We start from the raw sequence: 19,900 nt of genomic DNA, 5'->3' as shown, positions 1-19,900 counted from the left end.
GAAAAGCATCCTTGCTTAGCTGGAAGACGGAGGCATTGGACATGTATCGACTTTACTGGTCGCCCTCCACCGGAGCGTTTGCCCCGGAAGCCGTGCTGAACGAGATCGGGGCGCGCTACGAGCGCGTTCTCGTCGATACACGCGAGGACCAGCACCGTGAAAGCGACTTCCTGGCGCTGAACCCCCGGGGGCAGGTGCCGGTCCTGGAGCTCCCCGATGGTTCCGTGATGACCGAATCCGCGGCCATGGTCCTGACTCTCTGCGATCGCCATCCTGAGGCCGAGCTGCTTCCCGTTCAGGACCATTCCGCCCGGGCCCAGGCCTATCGCTGGCTGTTCTTCGCGGTCGCCAACATCTACGAGGCCGACCTGCGCCATGCCTACAACGATCGCTATACCGTGGATCCCATGGGTGGCGAAGCCGTGCAGCGCCAGGCGGAAAAGGATCTCGATACCCACTGGGGCACTGTCGAACAGGCCCTGTCCGAGGACGGACGGATCCTGCCGGACAGCTTCAGCGCCGTGGATATCTATCTCGCCATGCTGGCGCTCTGGCACCACGACATTCCCCGGTTGCTTGGTACGCATCCGCGGCTGTCCCGGCTTGTCGAGCGGGTGCGTGGCCGTCCGGCGCTCGGGGCCTTGTGGAAGGAGAGCTTCGGGCATAAGAAGCTGAGCTGACGGCCCAGCCCTTTCCGGATAGGAAATTCATGATGAAGCATTTCGATCCAGCCGACGCCAACTGGGAGGGGCGTGTGCACGCGTCCTTCGCCCGGCAGGGGATCATGGACACCCTGGGTGCGCGTTTGGGGTCATTGGCACCGGGAAAAGCCGAGATTCTGCTGGATTTCCATGAGCGGCTCAGTCAGCAGCACGGGTTCTTTCACGCCGGTGTCATCAGCACCATTGCCGACTCTGCGGGGGCCTTCGCTGCCTACAGCCTGTTTCCGCCAGGCCGTGCCATCGTGTCCGTGGAATTCAAGATCAACATGCTGAATCCGGCGGATGGTGAGCGCCTGCGTGCTGCGGGAGAGGTTCTGAAGTGCGGCAGGACACTGTCGATTTGCGAGGTCGAGGTTTACACTATCAAGCAGGGTGCGGAGACGCTTTGCGCCAAGATGCAGCAGACGCTGTTCCAGGTCGCGGAAGGCAAGTGAGTTTGGCCGGGCACTGGGGTGTCCGGTCGGCTCAGTGAAAGGGAGGTTGGCTAAGATGTATAGGGGTCTGAATTTCGGGCTTGGGGAAACGGTGGACATGCTGCGCGAGAGCGTGGCCGGCTTTGCGGCCGCAGAAATTGCACCCCTGGCCGCAGAGATCGATCAGAGCGACAGCTTTCCCCGCCAGCTCTGGCCGCAGATGGGCGAGCTCGGCCTGCATGGCATTACCGTGGACGAGGACTACGGCGGTTCCAACCTGGGCTACCTGGCGCACGTCGTGGCCATGGAGGAAGTCAGCCGGGCCTCGGCGTCGGTTGGCTTGTCCTATGGGGCGCACTCCAATCTCTGCATCAACCAGCTCCGCCGGAACGGAACAGGGGATCAGAAGCAGCGCTATCTGCCCGGACTGATATCGGGTGAACACGTGGGCGCCCTGGCCATGAGCGAGCCCGGAGCCGGCTCGGATGTGGTCTCGATGAAGACCCGGGCGGAGCACAAGGGAGACCGCTATATCCTCAACGGCACCAAGATGTGGATCACCAATGCCAGCGAGGCGGACGTCCTGATCATCTACGCCAAGACGGATCCAGGGGCGGAGTCGAAGGGCATCACGGCCTTCCTCGTGGAAAAGGGATTCAAGGGCTTTTCCATCGCCCAGAAGCTGGACAAGCTGGGTATGCGTGGCTCACCCACCTGTGAAGTGGTCTTCGAGGACTGCGAGATTCCGGAAGAGAATGTCCTGGGGCAAGTGAACAAGGGCGTGCAAGTCCTGATGAGCGGTCTGGATTACGAGCGAGCGGTCCTGGCAGCGGGGCCGCTCGGGATCATGCAGGCCTGCATGGACCTGGTCCTGCCCTATGTCCACGATCGCAAGCAGTTCGGCCAGTCCATCGGGGAGTTCCAGTTGATCCAGGGCAAGCTGGCCGACATGTATGCGACGATGAATGCCTGCAAGGCCTATGTCTATGCTGTGGCGGCCGCCTGCGACAGGGGCGAGACCGCGCGAAAGGATGCCGCGGGTGCTATCCTCTATGCTGCGGAAAAGGCGACGTCGATGGCACTGGAGGCGATTCAGATCCTGGGAGGAAACGGCTATATCAACGAGTACCCCAGCGGACGGCTGTTGCGTGATGCCAAGCTCTATGAGATCGGTGCAGGCACCAGCGAGATACGCCGTTGGCTCATTGGCCGCGAGCTTTTTGCCGAGACGGCCTGAAGTCCAGTTAACCGGGAGTTTCTTGTGTCAACTGTCCTGATTACCGGGGCCAATCGCGGTATTGGCCTCGCACTGGCTGGCTGTTTCGTGGAAGCTGGCTGGGATGTTCATGCCTGCTGTCGTCATCCCGAGAAGGCGACGACACTGCAGTCCCTGGGTGCGTCCGTCACCATTCATCGGCTGGATGTGACGGACATGCTGCAGACCGAGAATCTGGCACGAAGTCTGTCTGGTGTGCCGCTCGATATCCTCGTCAACAATGCGGGTGCAAAAGAGCCCGGCTCGGCTTTCGGCAAGGTTCCCTACGAGGAATGGTCACGCGTCTTTGCCGTCAACACCATGGCGCCGCTGCATCTGGCAGAACGCTTTGTCGGCCATCTGGAGACGGGCTCGAGAAAGCTGATCGCCAATATCAGTTCGCGCATGGGCTCCATTGGCGACAACGACAGCGGCGGCAGTTATGTCTATCGCTCCAGCAAGGCTGCTCTCAACATGGTGACGCGCTCGCTGTCCATTGATCTGGCCGACAGGGGGATTTCGGCGATTGCCCTGCATCCGGGCTGGGTCCGCACCAAGATGGGCGGGTCGAATGCGAAACTGGAGACCGACGTTTCGGCAAACTCGCTGAAAGAACTCATGCTCAACCTGCGTCCCGAGGACAACGGCCGCCTTCTGAACTACGATGGCGAGCACATTCCCTGGTAGACCTCCTGACGGCGTGTCAGGTGGACGTCTCAGAACTGTTTGTCGGGGCTGTCGCCGGTGAAGTTCTGCGTGCCCCTCATCGTGGCTCCGATATGGGGTTCGGGATCGTCGTTGGCCGAGGCGGCACTCTGCTGGTGCGTGACGCGCGGCAGCGTGACGACGAAGCGCGAGCCCTGGCCCGGCGTGCTTTCCGCGATGATGTCGCCGCCCATTTCGCGCGCCAGTTCGCGCGCGATGGCCAATCCGAGGCCGCGTCCCGGGCGTACGTGATCCTTGTTCTGCTTAGCGCGGTAGCCGGCCTCAAAGATGCGGTTGAGCTCCTGCTCCGGGATGCCGATTCCTTCATCCCAGATCACGATGGCAAGCTGTTCCTCGGAGAGCGGCTCTGCCTTCAGTCCCACCGAGCCGCCATGGGGCGTGAACTTGATGGCATTGCCCAGCAGGTTGATCAGAATCTGGGCTATGGCCCGGCGATCGCCCTTGATCATCCAGGGGCCGACCGGTCCGATCTTCGACCAGTTCACACCCGCCCGTTCCGCTTCGAGGGAGAGAATGACTGCAACCTCGGCCACGATCTCGGCCAGCGGCAGTTCGTCATCGGCCTGGTCTTCGCTTTCTTCCTTTGGCTGACTGCCTTCGACAAAGGTCGTGATCACCCGCTGCAGGTGGGCAGCGGCCGCCGAAATGCTCTGCAGGCAGTGCAGGTAACGGGACGGCAGGGGACCATAGGGGCTCTTGGTGGCGAACTCCGCGTAACCGACAATGGCGTTGAGGGGAGAGCGCAGCTCATGAGCCAGGCGCGCCAGCCGCTCCTCTTCACTTTCGTCGCTGTTCTGTTCGCTGATCTTGAGGCCGTAGCGCAGTTCGGAAACCTCGATGGCCAGCCGCTCCATCTCCTGAATCAGCCGGTAATTGGTGTCTTCCTCCGGGGCCGACTCGAGGGCCTGCACGTTTTGTGTCTGCCGTCCGGACCCGGCATGGGGCTCCCAGGGGGCCGCCGTCCCGCGATAGCCGAGGTAGCGTCCGGTGGTGTCGTCGAAATAGGCAACACCGCAGAGACTGACGACATCGGTGTCGCCTTCGGGGTTGGTGATGTGGAAGAGCAGGTTGCGGAACGGACGCCGTGCCTCGACGGCGCGGCGCAGGGTGTCACGGCTCAGTTCGTCCGCTTTCTCGTCCGCTTCGGAAAAAAGCGACAGCAGGGGCTCTCCCACCAGCCTGTAGGCCAGCCGGCCCAGGCCACGCGTGACCGGAGCGCTGACGTAGGTGAGATTGAGATCGCTGTCGGTTTCCCAGAGCCACTCTGCAGATGCACGCAGGAAATCTTCCGCCCGACGGTCCACCTCTCCGGAGGGATAGGTGGACTCAATCCGGGATTGCTGCGTTTCCGCGGCTTTGCGCTCGGGGACGCCTATCATGGACACGCCGGTGGACGGCATGGAACTCCTTCCAATTCCCCATCGCTAGATCCTGCAGAATAACCTTCCTGCAGGCTACGTGGAAAAGCAACTCTCACGATAACACACTTTTAACATATTTTTAGAAAAGATCAGCCCTTTCTTTTCCGAATAGCGCATTTCCTGTCCAGCGAACAAGGTATGCCTTTTATCCCGAGTGAAACGTTGCTCTCCCCCGGAATCGGCCCAGAATCAGAGTTGGAAAGGAGAGGGGCACAGACTGTCTCGAAGCGCATCAGCTCACGTAGCGGAAAGTCCCTTCACCGGTGGCTACAAGCTTGCCGTCCTCGTCACGAATTTCGCAGCGGCTGAAGAAAATGCTGCGGCCGCCGCCAATTTTCTCGCCCACCGCCATGAGGCGACTGCCTTCGCGGCCCGGCCCGATGAAGTGGATGTTGAGGGACAGGGTGACGGCTCTACGCTGGCCTTCCGGCATCTCGGGATGGGTTCCTGAGCCGCCGCAGGCCGCATCCGCCAGTGTGGAGACCATGCCGCCGTGAAGGGCCTGTCCGCGATTCAGGTGTTTCCTGTCGACCTGAAGCGCGATTTCGATTCGGTCGATTTCCCAAGCCGTGATCCGGAGGCCGACAAGCTCGCCGAAAGGGCCGATGTCCTCTTGATGGTCGTGCGCGGGCAGGGTGGAAGAATCGGTTGTCATGGAATTGGAGACTGCCGCCATGGCAGTGCCCTGTCCAGCCCTTACGCAGGAATGCCGGACAGGGTTGCGCCAGTTACATGGGCAGGTCTTCGCTCATGGACATGAGCGAGGCGTTGCCTCCGGCCGCCGTGGTGTCGATCGAGATCACCCGTTCCGTTGCGAAGCGATGCAGGTAGTGCGGGCCGCCGGCCTTGGGGCCGGTGCCCGACAGCCCCTCTCCGCCGAAGGGCTGCACGCCCACCACGGCCCCGATCATGTTGCGATTGACGTACATGTTGCCCACACGGATGCGGCGGCGCACGAAATCCACCGTGGAATCGATGCGCGTGTGCAGGCCGAAGGTCAGACCGTAGTCCAGCGCGTTGATGTCCTCGATCAGCTTGTCCATTTTTTCCGCCTTGTAGCGCAGGACGTGCAGCACGGGCCCGAAGACCTCGCCCTGCAGGCGCTTGAGGGAATCGATCTCGAAAGCCACGGGCGGAACAAAGGTTCCCTTGTCGGCGTCCGCCGGCGTTTCCGCCCGGGCGATCAGGCGGCCTTCCGACTCCATGCGGTTGATGTGACCGTTCAGCATGTCCCGGGCTTCGGGATCGATCACGGGACCCACGTCGGTGGAGAGCCAGGCGGGATCGCCGACGCTCAATTCGCCAATGGCGCCGGAGAGCATCCTCAGGGTCTTGTCGGCCACATCCTCCTGCACGCAGAGGATGCGCAGGGCCGAGCAGCGCTGTCCTGCCGACTGGAAGGAGGAGATGACGACGTCGCGCACCACCTGTTCGGGCAGGGCGGTGGAGTCCACCAGCATCGCATTCTGCCCCCCGGTCTCGGCGATCAGGGGCACGATGGGCCCTTCGCGCTTGGCCAGGGTCTGGTGAATGAGGCGGGCAGTTTCCACCGAGCCGGTGAAGGCAACCCCCGAGATGCGCCTGTCCGGAACCAGTGTGCCGCCGATCTTCGCGCCGTCGCCCGGAACCAGGTGAAGCACCTCGCCGGGAATGCCGGCGCGATGGAACAGCCGCACCGCGGCGGCGGCCACGAGGGTGGTCTGTTCGGCCGGCTTGGCGAGGACACAATTGCCGGCCACCAGGGCAGCCGAAACCTGCCCGGTGAAGATGGCCAGCGGGAAGTTCCACGGGCTGATGCACAGGAAGGTGCCGCGGCCGTGCAGCTCGTATTCATCGATCTCGCCGGTGGGGCCGGGCAGCTTGAGCGCTCCGGAGAAATCCTCGCGGGCCTTCATGGCATAGTAGCGGCAGAAGTCGACCGCCTCGCGTACCTCGGCGATGGCATCGTTGGGGGATTTGCCGGCCTCCTTGATGCAGATCGCCATCAGCTCGGCCGTGTTCTCCTCCATCAGGTCCGCCATCCGCTCCAGGCAGGCGGCGCGCTGGTCGGCCGGCGTTGCGTTCCAGGAGAAGTGCGCCTCTGCGGCAATCTCCAGCGCCTGCAGGGCCTGCTCCGGTGTGGCATTCACGACCTGGCCCACGACTTCCTCGTGGTTGGCGGGGTTGCGGACATCCTCGACTTTTCCGTCCGCGTCCCGGCCCTTGATGATGGGGGCGGCCTTCCAGTGCTTTTCCGCCTTCTCGCTCATCTGCCGGGACAGGGGGGCCATCACCGAGATGTTGGTCAGGTCCAGACCGGCGGAGTTCTTCCGGCTCTCGCCGTAGATGTTCCGGGGCAGGGGGATGTGGGGGTGTGGAACCCGCTTCAGTTTCCTGGCCTGCTCCACGGGGTCGGCCACCATCTCCTCGATGGGCAGGTCCTCGTCCTGGATGCGGTTGACGAAGGAACTGTTGGCGCCGTTCTCCAGCAGGCGGCGCACAAGATAGGCCAGCAGGTCCTCGTGGCTGCCCACGGGGGCATAGATGCGACAGGAGCGGTTCTGCTTGTTCTTGCCGACCACCTCTTCATAGAGCGCTTCGCCCATGCCGTGCAGACGCTGGAACTCGTATTCGTCGTTCTCGCCGGCGAATTCCAGGATGGAGGCCAGGGTCTGGGCATTGTGAGTGGCGAACTGGGGATAGAAGGCATCGGTGTTGGCCAGAAGCTTCTTGGCGCAGGCCAGGTAGGAGACATCCGTCAGGACCTTGCGCGTGAACACGGGATAACCGGGATAGCCCAGCTCCTGCGCGTGTTTGATCTCAGTGTCCCAGTAGGCACCCTTGACCAGGCGTACGTTGAGACGCCGCTGATGGCGGCGGGCCATGTCCGCCAGCCAGTCGATCAGGATATAGGCGCGTTTCTGATAGGCTTGGACCGCCAGCCCAAAGCCGTTCCAGCCGGCCAGGTCGGGATCGCCGGAGACGGCTTCGATCACGTCCAGGGAGATGTCCAGCCGGTCGGCTTCCTCGGCGTCGACGCAGAGGGCGATCTCCTTCTGCTTGGCATCCAGGCAAAGCTGCTTCAGGCGCGGCACGATCTCGTTCATGACGCGCTGGCGATGGGCGAACTCGTAGCGCGGATGCAGGGCCGAGAGCTTGACCGAGATCCCCGGGCTGTCTTCGATGCTCTTGCCCGAGCCGGCCTTGCCGATGGCGGCGATCGCCTGGCGATAGGACTCGTAGTAGCGGTCCGCATCCGCCATGGTGCGGGCCGCCTCACCCAGCATGTCATAGGAGTAGCGATAGCCCTTGGCTTCGATGGGCTTCGCGCGCTCGAGCGCTTCCTCGATGGTGCGTCCCATGACGAACTGGCGGCCCATGATGCGCATGGCCTCGCGCACGGCGCGGCGGATCACGGGTTCGCCGGAGCGGTGGATCATGCGGCGCAGAACGCCGCCCACATCCCGACGCTTCTCGTCGCTCAGCTTGACCACGCGCCCGGTGAGCATCAGGGCCCAGGTCGAGGCGTTCACGAAGAGGGAATCGCTGGCGCCCACGTGCTTGTCCCATTCGGCGGAGCCGATCTTGTCCTTGATCAGCTTGTCGACCGTGTAGGAGTCCGGCACGCGCAGCATGGCCTCGGCCAGGCACATCAGGATGACGCCTTCCTCGCTGGAGAGTTCGTACTCATGCATGAACGCGTCGATGCCGCCCTGGCCTATGCGCGAATTGCGCACCGCCTTCACCAGGTTTGTAGCCTTCGTCTCAATCCTCTGGCGCGTATTCGCATCGGTTTCGGCCAGCTTGATCAGGTGCTTGACGGTCTCAGCCTCGTCGGCATGGGTGTTCTCGCGCAGCGTCTGGCGCAGTGTGCCGACCTCCGCCAGTGCAGGATCGATAATCATGAGATAGCTCCCTTCTCGTGCGCCGTTGCGAACCCCGGTGAAAATAGCAATACCACGTAGGCGATAATTCTGATAAGTTGTGGTAACAAGCGCGATTTTGCAAGGAAATAGCAAGAAATGGCAGCAAAATCCTCCAGGGAAGCCGCATCCGACAGGAATTTAGACCAGGTCGATCGAAACATCCTTCGCGCCCTGCAGACGGAAGGCCGGCTGAGTAACGTGGAACTCGCACGGCGCGTCAGTCTCAGCCCCACGCCCTGCCTTGAACGTGTTCGGCGCCTGGAACGTGAAGGCTACATCAAGGGCTACCGAGCCCAGCTCGATCCGATGAAGCTCGATGCCGCCTTGATGATCCTGGTCCAGGTCACGCTGGATCGCACAACACCCGAAACTTTCGAACAATTCCGAAAGATTGTCGAGGGTTTGCCGGAGGTCCTGGAATGCCACATGGTTTCCGGTGGTTTCGATTACCTGCTCAAGGTCCGCATTGCCGACATGACGGCTTATCGGCGTTTCCTGGGCGAAGGGCTGGCGGAGATGTCGGCGATCGCGCAAACCCATTCCTACGTGGTGATGGAAGAGGTGAAGACGGACAGCCCCCTGCCGATCCATGACCCGCCGGAAGGCAAGTGAGGCGTTTCTGCACGGGTCGCTGATTTTTTGTACAGGGGGCTGAATCCCCCAATTGACATTCATTCTCAGAAAACGTAGAAATGAAACTGCGAATGATTAGCGGTGTCTCATGTACGTTTGTCTCTGTAATGGATTTACCTGTCGCGATGTTCGCCGTTCCATCGAGGATGGAGCGGTAACGCCCGCCCAAGTTTATCGTGCCCAGGGTGTCAGGCCCAGTTGCGGGCGTTGCAAGGAAACGATCTGCGATATTCTCTCCGAATGCCGGAAGCCGGCGGAGAGCTTGTCCTTCTCGTCGGAACCGCTGCCGTTGCCGGCCGAGTGACAATCGCCTCTCTTTCCTGATATAATCACTACACTGTCTGTGGTCACGAAGGGTGGCCGCAGCACATGTTCGTGTGCGCAACAACAAGGCGAGTGCAGGAGAGATCCATGAAGGGCGACAAGCAGGTCATCGAGTATCTCAACAAGGTACTCACCAACGAGCTGACGGCGATCAACCAGTACTTCCTGCATTCGCGGATCCTGGGAGACTGGGGCATTTCGGAACTGGCCGAGAAGGAGTACGAGGAATCCATCGATGAGATGAAGCATGCCGACAAGCTCATCAAGCGGATCCTCTTCCTGGAAGGCCTGCCCAATCTTCAGGACTTGCACAAGATCCTGATCGGCGAGGACGTGAAGGAAATCCTGGAATGCGACCTGAAGCTCGAAAGCAAGGCCATTCCTCTTCTCCGTGAAGCCATCACCCATTGCGAACAGGTGCATGACTTCGTCAGCCGGGAACTGTTCGAGAGCATTCTCGAGGGCGAAGAGGAGCACGTGGACTGGCTGGAGACCCAGCTGGGCCAGATCGGGCGCATGGGATTGGAGAACTTCGTCCAGCTGCAGACAAGCGCCAACGAGTCCGGGGACTGAGCCTGGCGCCTGCCTTCAGCGTCGCCTGTGCTCTACCACAGGCCGGCGTGGCGGCACGCCCTTATTCCTGCTGTATGGCGCGGTCCGCGTTCTCGGAGCGCGGAGCCGTGGTCTCACAGGTCTTCGCCTCCTGGTCGGGCGGGCCGGCGTCCTTCGGCGTATGGGACCAGTGACTGTTTTCCAGCGTGGTCAAGCGCATGAGCAGGATGGGGTCGAAGGTGCGCAGGACAGTCATGAAGCAGCTCCCTGAATAGATAATGATAATCATTATCAATATTATGCAGAGGCTGGCAAGAGGTTTGCCCTGGCGTCGCCAGGGACAATGTACGCCGGACCTTCCGGCCAGGATCGATCGGCGCGTCGGGGTCTTTGGGTGCGGGCGTCAGGCGGCCCGGTGCGTGGCCTGCGCCACGCGTGCGACCGCCAGCTGATCCGCTGCTTCCGACGTGGCGATGCCCTGTTGCTGGGCGCGGCGGAAGATCTCCTCCAGGGTTTCGGCGATGCGCGCCACCGCCTGGAATGCGCGCGCCCGATCATAGGTCGGCCCGCCGGCACGGGTTTCGTGAGCGATGTTGATGACCCCGCCGGCGTTGATGACGTAGTCCGGTGCGTAGAGAATTCCGCGCTCCTGCAGAGCGCGGCCATGGCGCGCTTCGGCCAGCTGGTTGTTTGCCGCACCGGCCACGATGCTCGCCCTCAGACGCTCGAGGCTCAGATCATTGATGACCCCTCCAAGGGCGCAGGGTGCAAAGACTTCGGCATCCACATCCAGCAGCGCATCGCCCTCGAGCGGAATGGCATCGAAGCGTTCGCGGGCTTGCTTCATGCGCTCCGGGTTCAGGTCGCTGACGAAAAGGCGCGCGCCTTCCCCGAACAGCAGCCGGCAGAGTTCCATGCCGACCTGGCCCAGTCCCTGCACGGCGATGGGAACATCCCGCAGGCTGTCGAGAGAAGAGCTGTGCCGGACGGCGGCGCGGATGCCGCAAAACACACCGAAGGCCGTGGCCGGAGAGGGATCCCCGGCGTCGCCGGCGCGTATGCCGGCGACATGCCTGGTCCGTTCTGCCATGACCTCCACGTCCGCGACGGAGATCCCGACGTCCTCGGCGATGTGATAGCGTCCGCCCAGGCTCTCCACGAAACTGCCCATGGCCTGCAGCTGCGCCGGAGTCTTCTGTGCCCGGGGGTCGGCCAGGATGACGGATTTCCCGCCGCCGAAGGACAGGCCGGCCAGGGCGGATTTATAGGTCATGCCGCGCGAGAGGCGGAGGACATCGGTCAGAGCCGCCTCGCTGTCCTGGTAGGTCCAGTAGCGGCAGCCGCCCAGAGCGGGGCCCAGGGCCGTGTTGTGGATGGCGATGATCGCGTGCAGGCCGCTCTCCCGGTCATGGGCAAAATGGACACCTTCGTGACCGTCGTACTCGTGATGCTCGAAGACCGTCATTTTCGCGACTCCTGTCAGGTTTTTCCGCCTTTCGGTGGGCAAACCTTTGCCTAAGTCTCTTCGAATATGATATTGGAAATGAAGCGTAATTTCTTTTCTATCTTTTCAGCTGCCGACAGGGGCTGCGTGTGTGTCACTGTATGCATACGCAAGAATCGATCTTTTTGGCGTTGCGTCGCGCCGCAGTGCCCCTGAACCTTGGTCTTTCCGCTATTCTCTGGCGGTGTGAATCGAGATGGAGCCAGTCGCATGAGTCGCATCGACTCCACCCTGTCGCCCCAGAGCGAGGATTTCCGGAAGAATGCCGAGGACATGGGACGCCTGGTGGGCGACCTGAACCATCAGCTGGCCAGCGTTCGCTCGGGCGGCGGCGAGGCCGCACGCGAGCGCCATCTGAAACGCGGCAAACTCCTGCCCCGCGAACGCATACGCCTGCTGCTGGACGAAGGGTCGCCCTTCCTGGAGCTTTCGCCGCTCGCCGCCTGGGGGCTTTACGAGGACCAGGTCCCCGCGGCGGGGATCCTCACCGGCATCGGGCGTGTCAGCGGACGCGAATGCATGGTCGTGGCCAACGATGCCACCGTCAAAGGCGGGACCTACTATCCGTTGACGGTCAAGAAGCACCTGCGCGCCCAGGAGGTGGCGGAACAGAATCGCCTGCCCTGCATCTACCTGGTGGATTCCGGTGGCGCCAACCTGCCCAACCAGGACGAGGTCTTTCCGGACCGCGATCACTTCGGCCGCATCTTCTATAACCAGGCGCGCATGTCGGCTGCCGGCATTGCCCAGATCGCCGTGGTGCTCGGGTCCTGCACGGCCGGTGGCGCGTACGTGCCGGCCATGTCGGACGAGGCGATCATCGTACGCGAACAGGGAACGATCTTCCTGGGCGGGCCGCCCCTGGTCAAGGCGGCGACAGGCGAGGAGGTGAGCGCCGAGGACCTGGGCGGGGCCGAGGTGCATACGCGGCTGTCGGGGGTGGCCGACCACTTCGCCGTGGACGAGAAGCACGCGCTGGGCCTGGCGCGGCAGTCCGTGGCGCGCCTCAACAGCGTGAAGACCACCAGCCTGGATCTGAGCGCTCCGCGCGCGCCTCGCTATGATCCTGGTGAGCTGCACGGGGCCGTACCCTGCGACCTGCGCCAGCCCTATGACGTACGCGAGATCATCGCGCGCATCGTGGACGACAGCGCCTTCGACGAGTTCAAGACGCTCTACGGACCGACACTGGTCTGCGGCTTTGCCGAGATTCACGGCTATCCGGTAGGGATCCTGGCGAACAACGGCATCCTCTTCAGTGAGTCGGCGCTGAAGGGCGCCCATTTCATCGAGCTCTGCTGCCAGCGTGGTATCCCGCTGGTCTTCCTGCAGAACATCTCGGGCTTCATGGTGGGCCGGAAGTACGAGGCCGGCGGTATCGCCAAGAACGGCGCCAAGCTGGTGACGGCAGTTGCCAGCGCCAACGTGCCCAAGTTCACCGTCGTGATCGGTGGCAGTTTCGGGGCCGGCAACTACGGTATGTGCGGGCGGGCCTACAGCCCGCGCTTCCTCTGGATGTGGCCCAATGCCCGCATCTCCGTGATGGGTGGCGAGCAGGCGGCCAACGTGCTTGCCACCATTCGTCGCGATGCGCTGGAGGGGCGCGGCGAATCCTGGCCCGCGGAGGAGGAAGAGGCCTTCAAGGCCCCGATCCGCGAGCAGTACGAAACCCAGGGACATCCCTATTACGCGTCGGCGCGGCTGTGGGACGACGGCGTGATCGATCCGCGCGACACGCGGACCTGCCTGGCCCTGGGCCTCTCGGCCAGCCTGAATGCCCCCATCGAGCCCACCCGTTTCGGCCTTTTCAGGATGTAGTATCATGACTGAACAGCTCTTCAGGGAAGATCGCAGGGACAACGGCATTGTCCGGATCACGTTGACCCGGCCCGAGGTTCACAATGCCTTCAATGACGCGCTCATCGCGAAGCTCAGCGAGACGCTGGCGCGCCTCGACGGCGATCCGGAGGTTCGCCTGCTGCAACTGGCCGCCGAGGGGCGTTCCTTCTCGGCCGGCGCCGATCTCAACTGGATGCAGGCCATGGCCGGCTACAGCGAGGCGGAGAATATCCGTGACGCCGAGGCCATGGCTGCCCTGATGGAGCGGCTGAACAGCTTCTCGCGTCCGACCCTGGCTCTCGTCCAGGGGGCGGCGATTGGCGGCGGGGTCGGTCTCGTCGCCTGCTGCGACATTGCGCTGGCCTCCGAGACGGCAGCCTTCGCACTCACCGAGGTGCGGCTGGGGCTGATCCCCGCGGTGATCTCGCCCTATGTTCTGGATGCCATGGGCGCGCGGGCCTCGCGCCGCTATTTCCTGACGGGGGAAAAGTTCTCCGCGGTCGAGGCCTGTCGCCTGGGACTGGTACACGAAGCGGTCGCTCCTGACGAGTTGGAGGCAAGGGCGGAAAAGCTCTCCGGCAACCTGCTGGCCGGCGGCCCCGAGGCCCTGCGTGCGGCCAAGGACCTGGTGTTCTCCGTGTCGGCCAACCGTCACTCGTCCGAGCTGACGCGCGAGACGGCGAAGCGAATAGCCCGCTTGCGTGCCTCCCCAGAAGGGCGCGAGGGCATTCGCTCGTTCCTGGAAAAGGCGACGCCTTCATGGCGGCAGCAGCGGGAGTGACGGCTGTGACGCAGGAGCGAAAATAGGGACTTGGGCGCTGGTTCGTGACGAACACAAGTGAGTGAGGAAGAAATCGGCCTGTCAGGCCGTTCAGCAAGATGGAATTTGCCAATCAACTGATATTCATGGGAGGTGCGCTGCTGCTGGTCAGTATCCTGGCCGGCGTGCTGTCCTCCCGCATAGGGGCGCCCCTGCTGCTGGTCTTCCTCGGACTCGGCATGTTCTTCGGGGAGGACGGTCCCTTCGGGATCTCCTTCGACAATTTCGATCTCGCCTATCTGGTGGGCAGCCTGGCGCTTGCCATCATCCTGTTCGACGGTGGCCTGCGCACGCCCCTCAAGTCCATTCGTGTGGCCTGGGCGCCGGCCTCCTTGCTGGCGACGCTGGGCGTACTGATCACGGCTGGTCTCACGGGGCTCTTCGCCTGGGCCGTGCTCGATTTCGGGCTTGTGCCTTCGCTGTTGGTCGGCTCGATCGTGGGCTCCACCGATGCCGCTGCGGTCTTCCTGCTGCTGCACCAGCGCGGCATGGACCTGAAGCGCCGGGTCGGCACGACCCTGGAGGTCGAGTCCGGCGTCAACGACCCCATGGCCATCTTCCTGACCATCACCCTGGCCGAGCTCGTGTCGTCGGGCACAACTGACATCACCTGGGATATCGCCCGCAGCTTCCTGCTGCAGCTGGGCGTCGGTGCGGCCTTCGGCCTGCTGGGCGGCTACGCACTGACCTGGGTGGTCAACAAGCTGGAACTTGCGCCCGGCCTCTATCCCGTCTTCGTGATTGCGGGGGCGCTGGTCGTGTTCGGCGGGGCGCAGCAGCTGGAGGGCAGTGGCTTCCTGGCCGTCTATCTGGCCGGCATCGTGGCGGGCAACAAGCGCTTGCGGGCCAACCAGCTGATCCGCAGGTTCCACGACGGAATCGCCTGGGTCTGCCAGATCGGCATGTTCCTGATGCTGGGCTTCCTGGTGACCCCCAGCAACCTGCTGCCCGACCTGTTGCCGGCCGGCCTGATTGCCCTGGGACTGATGTTCATCGCCCGGCCCGTGGCGGTCCTGCTCTGCCTTGCGCCCTTCAACTTTTCGCGCGAGGAGCGATTGTTCATCGCCTGGGTGGGCCTGCGCGGCGCCGTTCCGATCTTCCTGGCGATCATCCCCCTGCTCCAGGGCGTGGTCGGGGGGATGCAGTTCTTCAACGTTGCCTTCCTGGTGGTGCTCAGCTCGCTGATCCTGCAGGGCTGGACCGTGCCCTGGCTGGCACGAAAACTGAACATCGAGCTGCCTCCCACCCCGGAGGACAAGGGCAAACTGGATTTCGAGCTGCCGACGGGCTTCGACCGCGAGATGGTGGGCTATCGCATCGCCGAGTCCAGTCCCATGGTGAACAAGTCGATCGACGCGCTGCGCGTGCCCGACCGCGTACGCATCCTGGCGCTCCTGCGCGGGAACGTCGTGGTGCCGCGCCAGCTGATCAAGATGCTGAAGCCGAACGACTACCTGCTTGCCGTGGCCCCGCCCGAACAGGTCCTGCTGCTGGATCGCCAGCTGCTGCCGCGGCGGCGCAGCCGCTCCCGGCGCGAGGAAGTGACCCTGGGCGACTTTTCCTTTCCCGGAACCACGCCCGTTGGGGCGCTGTCCGACATCTATGATCTGCCGGTCACCACGCAGGAGCGCGAGATGCCGCTGGCCGATTTTCTGCGCAAGCGGCTCGGCAAGACGGTGTCGGTGGGCGACCGTCTGGCACTGGGACCCATCGAGCTGGTCGTGCGCGACCTGAACGAGGAGGGCATCACCGAGGTGGGAATCTGGCTGGAACCGGCGCCGCCGCAGCTGCTGCCCGAACGGCTGCTCGTCCTGTTCCATCGCGCGGCAGCGCTTTTCCGGCGGGGATGGCCGGGGATCTCCACGACACATCACCAGGACAGCTCGGTGGAGTCGTCCTCGGAGGCTGACGACGACCAGGCGGCAAGTGCAGGGGACAGGAAGCCATGACATGTCCTGGGCCGCCACGTGCGGGAACGAGCAAACGGTGTCTTCTTTCCAAGTCGCGAGGTGCAGCGTGTTTTCGACTCTTCTGATTGCCAATCGCGGCGAGATCGCCTGTCGCATCATGGACACCGCCCACCGCCTGGGGCTGCGCTGTGTGGCGGTCTATACAGCCGCGGATGCCGGGGCGCGCCACGTACGCCTGGCCGACGAGGCCGTGTACCTGGGGGACGAGAAGGGGCCGGGCAACTACCTGGATACGGCAGCCGTCCTGGCGGCGGCGCGGACCTGCGGGGCGGAGGCGATCCATCCCGGCTATGGCTTCCTGTCCGAGAACGCGGACTTCGCCGAGAGCTGCGCCGAGGCGGGGCTGGTCTTCGTCGGGCCTCCGACCTCGGCCATCCGCGCCATGGGGTCCAAGACCCGGGCCAAGCAGATGATGGAGAAGGCCGGCGTTCCCCTTGTGCCCGGCTATCACGGCGACGAGCAGGACGACGCCACCCTCGAAGAGGCTGCCGCCGGGATCGGCTATCCCGTGCTCATCAAGGCTTCGTCCGGCGGCGGCGGCAAGGGCATGCGGATCGTCGAGGATGCGGCGCGCTTCACCGACGACCTGGAGGGCGCACGCCGCGAGGCGCGGGCCGCCTTCGGCGACGACCGGGTCCTGATCGAGAAGTACCTGACGCAGCCGCGCCATATCGAGGTGCAGGTCTTCGCCGACAGCCACGGCAACTTCGTCCACCTGCACGAGCGCGACTGCTCCGTTCAGCGCCGCCATCAGAAGGTGATCGAGGAGGCGCCGGCACCCGGCCTGTCCGAGGAGGTGCGCACGGGCCTGCAGCAGGCGGCCTTGCGCGCCGCCCAGGCGATCGGCTACTGCAACGCCGGCACGGTGGAGTTCATCGCCGAGGGCGAGGACTATTTCTTCATGGAAATGAACACCCGCCTGCAGGTGGAACATCCGGTGACCGAGATGGTCACCGGCCAGGACCTTGTGGAATGGCAGCTGCGCGTGGCCGCCGGCGAGTGTTTGCCGTTGGCACAGGAGGACATTCCCCGGCAGGGACATGCCGTGGAGGCCCGGCTCTATGCCGAGGATGCGGCGCGAGACTTCATGCCTTCGCCGGGACGGCTGGTACACCTTGCCTTTCCTGACACGCAGGCGGGTTTCCGGGTCGATGCCGGCGTCGAGAGCGGGGACAGCATACCCGTCGACTACGATCCCATGATCGCCAAGGTCATCGCCCATGGCCGGGATCGGGCCGAGGCGCTGCGGCGGCTGGAGTATGGCCTGCGCCGAACGGAGATCGCCGGGCCGGTGACCAACCTGGCTTTCCTGCGCTCCATCGCGGGTCATGTTGCCTTCCGTAACGGGGATTTCGATACGGGGTTCGTCGAACGCTATCGCGCGGAACTCCTGGTGCCCTCCGAGGGCCTGCCGTCGGCGTGGGTGCTGTTGCTGGCCGCGCTTTCCCGTCTTCAGGAACAGCGCCTGCACACCCTGTCTGTCCAGGCCGCCACACAGGACCCGTACTCGCCCTGGGCCGAGCTGTCCGGCTGGCGTCCCGGCGGCCACGAGGCGCTGGTCCTGGATTTCCGGTACCAGGACGAGGAGCATGCCGTCCAACTGTTGGCGTCGGGGCGGGACTGGAACGTCTGGGTGGGCGAGGCGTGCCATCGGGTCCGTCTGGAGGACAGTGGTGATCTCACGTCCATGACGGCGGCGATCGATGGCCGGCGGCTTGGCTGGCGCTGTTTTCGCGAGGGCGGCGACTATCTGGTCGTGGTGGATGGCCAGTGTCATCGCCTGCATTTCCTGGACCGCCACGGCTTCGAGGCCCTGACCCAGGAGGGCGCGGACCGCCTGGTTGCGCCCATGCCGGGCAAGGTCACCCGCGTGGCGGTCACCCCCGGCCAGCAAGTCGCCAAGGGCACCGCCCTCATGGTACTTGAAGCCATGAAAATGGAACATACCATCACCGCCGCCGAGGATGGCATTGTGCAGGAGGTCCTCTTCGCGGAGGGTGATTCCGTGGGCGAGGGCGTTGAGCTCATTCGCTTCGAGGTTCAGGAAACAGGAACGGCAGGTAACGATGAGTGAATTGCCGAAGACAGTCCGTCTGGTGGAAGTGGGCCCGCGCGACGGCCTGCAGAACGAGTCGGCCCATCTGCCCGCTGCGATGCGCGCGGACCTGATCGTCCGCCTGGCCGATGCCGGCCTGACCCACATCGAAGCCGGCGCGTTCGTCAGTCCGCGCTGGGTGCCGCAGATGGCCGCGACCGCCGAGGTGATGTCGCTGTTACCCGCACGTGCCGGCGTCAGCTATCCCGTCCTGGTGCCCAACGAGAAGGGCCTGGATGCGGCCCTGGAGGCCGGAGCAGGGGAGATTGCAGTCTTTGCCGCGGCCTCCCAGAGCTTTTCCCAGCGCAACATCAACTGTTCCATCGAGGAGTCGCTGGAGCGCTTCGCGCCGGTGACGGAGCGGGCCCTGGCCGAAGGCCTCAAGGTGCGCGGCTATATCTCCTGTGTGCTGGGCTGCCCCTACGAGGGCGAGATCGATGCGGAAGCCGTTGCCTGGGTGGCCCGCGAACTGCGCGGCCTCGGCTGCTACGAGATCTCGCTTGGCGATACCATCGGAGTGGGCACGCCGGGGCAGGCGCGAAACCTGATCCGGCGGCTGGCGCGGGACGTGCCGCTGTCCGAACTGGCGGTCCACTATCACGATACCTACGGCCAGGCCTTGGCCAACATCTACGCCAGCCTGCTGGAAGGCGTTTCGGTGGTCGATGCCTCCGTCGCCGGACTCGGCGGCTGTCCCTATGCGGCCGGGGCCAGTGGCAATGTCGCCAGCGAGGACGTGGTCTACATGCTGAATGGCCTCGGCATCAGGACGGGGGTCGACCTCGACCGCCTGGTCGCGGCGGGCAACTTCATCTCCGAGCAGATTCGCCGTCCCTCGCGTTCGCGCGTGGCGCTGGCGCGCAGCGGTGCGAAGGCATCCGAGGTGGCCTGACCTTGGGGGATTTGCACCTGATCAAGCTGTCGGTGGGCAGCGAATCCGTGGACAGCCTGACGGAGTTCCAGGAGCGTCGCCTGGCAACCGCTGGCGGGCTTTGGCACGACACCCGCATGATGCCCCGGCGGCGGGCCGAGCTGTTGGACGGCGGTTCCGTCTACTGGGTGATCAAGGGCCTGGTCCAGGCGCGCCAGCCACTGGAGGATATCGAGGAGCGCGTGGACGAGGAGGGACGCTCCTATGCCCGACTGGTGCTGAAGCCGGGCCTGGTGCGCGTGGCAGCCCGCCAGCAGCGTCCCTTCCAGGGCTGGCGTTACCTGCCGTCCGAACAGGCGCCGGCCGACCTGGGCCAGGCGACGGACTCCCTGGCCGAGGCGCCGCCGGAGATGCTCGCCGAGCTGCGGGCGCTGGGTCTGCTGTGAGCGCGCGGACGGCTGTGGATAACTTTTCTGACATGAATCTCGATTTTGCTCTGGACAGCGCCCGGCGATATCCCTAAATACCAAGGCGTCGCGGCGCTGAAGGCGCTCTGCCTTAACTTCCGCGGCTTCCCGAAGACAAAACTTCAGACAGCGTCTGAAAGGCGTTGAATGGGTCTGTCTTCGTGATTATAATCTCCAACCTTCCGTTCAGGGACTGAGTGGTCTGGAAGCGATGCTTCCGAACGGGGGTTCTTGGCCCTCACCTCAGGGTGAGATGCCGGCTCTTTGACATTGTTGATTGTTATTGGAAGGGATACGCGGACGGCGGTTTTGCGAGCTGTTTTGGCTTGGGCCGTTGTTCGAGATGCGTATCCTGGCTTTAAGCCCTCTGGGGGATTTTGGTC

The 19,900-nt window shown here is 63.8% G+C and carries 18 protein-coding genes; 13 read left to right on the top strand and 5 right to left on the bottom strand.

Going from position 1 to position 19,900, the window contains the following annotated elements; all coding sequences use genetic code 11:
- Positions 1–41 precede the first annotated feature (41 nt).
- From ACFOW6_RS16240 to ACFOW6_RS16225, 4 genes are read left to right on the top strand one after another with little or no spacing between them, the layout of a single operon-like run.
- The gene (locus ACFOW6_RS16240; protein WP_382423477.1) at positions 42–680 is read left to right on the top strand and encodes a glutathione S-transferase family protein; all 639 of its coding nucleotides are present in this window, start codon (positions 42–44) and stop codon (positions 678–680) included.
- A gap of 29 nt (positions 681–709) precedes the next feature.
- Positions 710–1,156, top strand: coding sequence for a PaaI family thioesterase (locus ACFOW6_RS16235; protein WP_382423476.1), 447 nt, complete (start codon positions 710–712; stop codon positions 1,154–1,156).
- A gap of 55 nt (positions 1,157–1,211) precedes the next feature.
- Positions 1,212–2,372 carry an isovaleryl-CoA dehydrogenase gene (locus ACFOW6_RS16230; RefSeq protein WP_382423475.1) on the top strand — a complete coding sequence of 387 codons (1,161 nt, stop codon included), beginning with the start codon at positions 1,212–1,214 and terminating at the stop codon, positions 2,370–2,372.
- Between the two features lie 24 nt (positions 2,373–2,396).
- A complete protein-coding gene (locus tag ACFOW6_RS16225; protein ID WP_382423474.1) occupies positions 2,397–3,077 on the top strand; it encodes an SDR family oxidoreductase in 681 nt (226 codons plus the stop codon).
- 29 nt (positions 3,078–3,106) lie between these two features.
- Here the strand turns inward: ACFOW6_RS16225 and ACFOW6_RS16220 are convergent, their stop codons facing one another.
- The 3 genes from ACFOW6_RS16220 to putA form a co-directional block, all read right to left on the bottom strand.
- A complete protein-coding gene (locus ACFOW6_RS16220; RefSeq protein WP_382423473.1) occupies positions 3,107–4,516 on the bottom strand; it encodes a PAS domain-containing sensor histidine kinase in 1,410 nt (469 codons plus the stop codon).
- A 253-nt stretch (positions 4,517–4,769) separates the two neighbouring features.
- Positions 4,770–5,192, bottom strand: a complete 423-nt coding sequence (locus ACFOW6_RS16215) for a PaaI family thioesterase (RefSeq protein ID WP_382423472.1) — start codon at positions 5,190–5,192, stop codon at positions 4,770–4,772.
- Between the two features lie 73 nt (positions 5,193–5,265).
- The gene (putA, locus tag ACFOW6_RS16210) at positions 5,266–8,421 is read right to left on the bottom strand and encodes a bifunctional proline dehydrogenase/L-glutamate gamma-semialdehyde dehydrogenase PutA (protein ID WP_382423471.1); all 3,156 of its coding nucleotides are present in this window, start codon (positions 8,419–8,421) and stop codon (positions 5,266–5,268) included.
- A gap of 117 nt (positions 8,422–8,538) precedes the next feature.
- Between putA and ACFOW6_RS16205 the strand changes: the two genes are divergently transcribed.
- From ACFOW6_RS16205 to bfr, 3 genes are all read left to right on the top strand, one after another.
- On the top strand, positions 8,539–9,054 hold the full coding sequence (locus ACFOW6_RS16205) for an Lrp/AsnC ligand binding domain-containing protein (RefSeq protein WP_382423470.1): 516 nt from the start codon (positions 8,539–8,541) through the stop codon (positions 9,052–9,054).
- 109 nt (positions 9,055–9,163) lie between these two features.
- A complete protein-coding gene (locus tag ACFOW6_RS16200; protein WP_382423469.1) occupies positions 9,164–9,379 on the top strand; it encodes a (2Fe-2S)-binding protein in 216 nt (71 codons plus the stop codon).
- A gap of 107 nt (positions 9,380–9,486) precedes the next feature.
- Positions 9,487–9,972: a bacterioferritin gene (gene bfr / locus ACFOW6_RS16195; protein WP_382423468.1), complete on the top strand. Its 486-nt coding sequence runs from the start codon at positions 9,487–9,489 to the stop codon at positions 9,970–9,972.
- A 61-nt stretch (positions 9,973–10,033) separates the two neighbouring features.
- On the opposite strand, the gene ACFOW6_RS16190 is transcribed toward bfr, so the two are convergent.
- Together ACFOW6_RS16190 and ACFOW6_RS16185 are read right to left on the bottom strand one after the other, a co-directional pair.
- Entirely contained in the window at positions 10,034–10,207 is a 174-nt protein-coding gene (locus ACFOW6_RS16190; RefSeq protein WP_382423467.1) for a hypothetical protein, read from the bottom strand.
- Positions 10,208–10,354: 147 nt separating this feature from the next.
- A complete protein-coding gene (locus tag ACFOW6_RS16185) occupies positions 10,355–11,416 on the bottom strand; it encodes a Glu/Leu/Phe/Val family dehydrogenase (RefSeq protein ID WP_382423466.1) in 1,062 nt (353 codons plus the stop codon).
- Positions 11,417–11,665: 249 nt separating this feature from the next.
- On the opposite strand from ACFOW6_RS16185, the gene ACFOW6_RS16180 reads away from it, so the two are divergent.
- The 6 genes from ACFOW6_RS16180 to ACFOW6_RS16155 all read left to right on the top strand — a co-directional run bounded on the left by ACFOW6_RS16180 (position 11,666) and on the right by ACFOW6_RS16155 (position 19,496).
- Positions 11,666–13,273 (top strand): carboxyl transferase domain-containing protein, encoded by a 1,608-nt coding sequence (locus ACFOW6_RS16180; RefSeq protein WP_382423465.1) that lies wholly within the window; start codon positions 11,666–11,668, stop codon positions 13,271–13,273.
- A 4-nt stretch (positions 13,274–13,277) separates the two neighbouring features.
- Positions 13,278–14,075: an enoyl-CoA hydratase-related protein gene (locus ACFOW6_RS16175; protein WP_382423464.1), complete on the top strand. Its 798-nt coding sequence runs from the start codon at positions 13,278–13,280 to the stop codon at positions 14,073–14,075.
- Positions 14,076–14,173: 98 nt separating this feature from the next.
- Positions 14,174–16,063 carry a potassium/proton antiporter gene (locus ACFOW6_RS16170; protein WP_382423463.1) on the top strand — a complete coding sequence of 630 codons (1,890 nt, stop codon included), beginning with the start codon at positions 14,174–14,176 and terminating at the stop codon, positions 16,061–16,063.
- A 67-nt stretch (positions 16,064–16,130) separates the two neighbouring features.
- A complete protein-coding gene (locus ACFOW6_RS16165) occupies positions 16,131–18,158 on the top strand; it encodes an acetyl/propionyl/methylcrotonyl-CoA carboxylase subunit alpha (RefSeq protein ID WP_382423462.1) in 2,028 nt (675 codons plus the stop codon).
- Complete coding sequence (locus ACFOW6_RS16160) at positions 18,151–19,071, top strand: hydroxymethylglutaryl-CoA lyase (RefSeq protein WP_382423461.1); 921 nt, start codon at positions 18,151–18,153, stop codon at positions 19,069–19,071. Before ACFOW6_RS16165 ends, ACFOW6_RS16160 begins: the two co-directional genes overlap by 8 nt.
- Positions 19,072–19,073: 2 nt before the next feature.
- The gene (locus ACFOW6_RS16155; protein ID WP_382423460.1) at positions 19,074–19,496 is read left to right on the top strand and encodes a DUF1489 family protein; all 423 of its coding nucleotides are present in this window, start codon (positions 19,074–19,076) and stop codon (positions 19,494–19,496) included.
- Positions 19,497–19,900 lie beyond the last annotated feature (404 nt).

The sequence above is a fragment of the Fodinicurvata halophila genome (genome assembly GCF_042651425.1).
Taxonomy (GTDB): domain Bacteria; phylum Pseudomonadota; class Alphaproteobacteria; order Kiloniellales; family DSM-21159; genus Fodinicurvata; species Fodinicurvata halophila.
The sequence above is the reverse complement of the archived record's forward strand: the minus strand, read 5'-3'. Positions and strand labels throughout refer to the sequence as shown.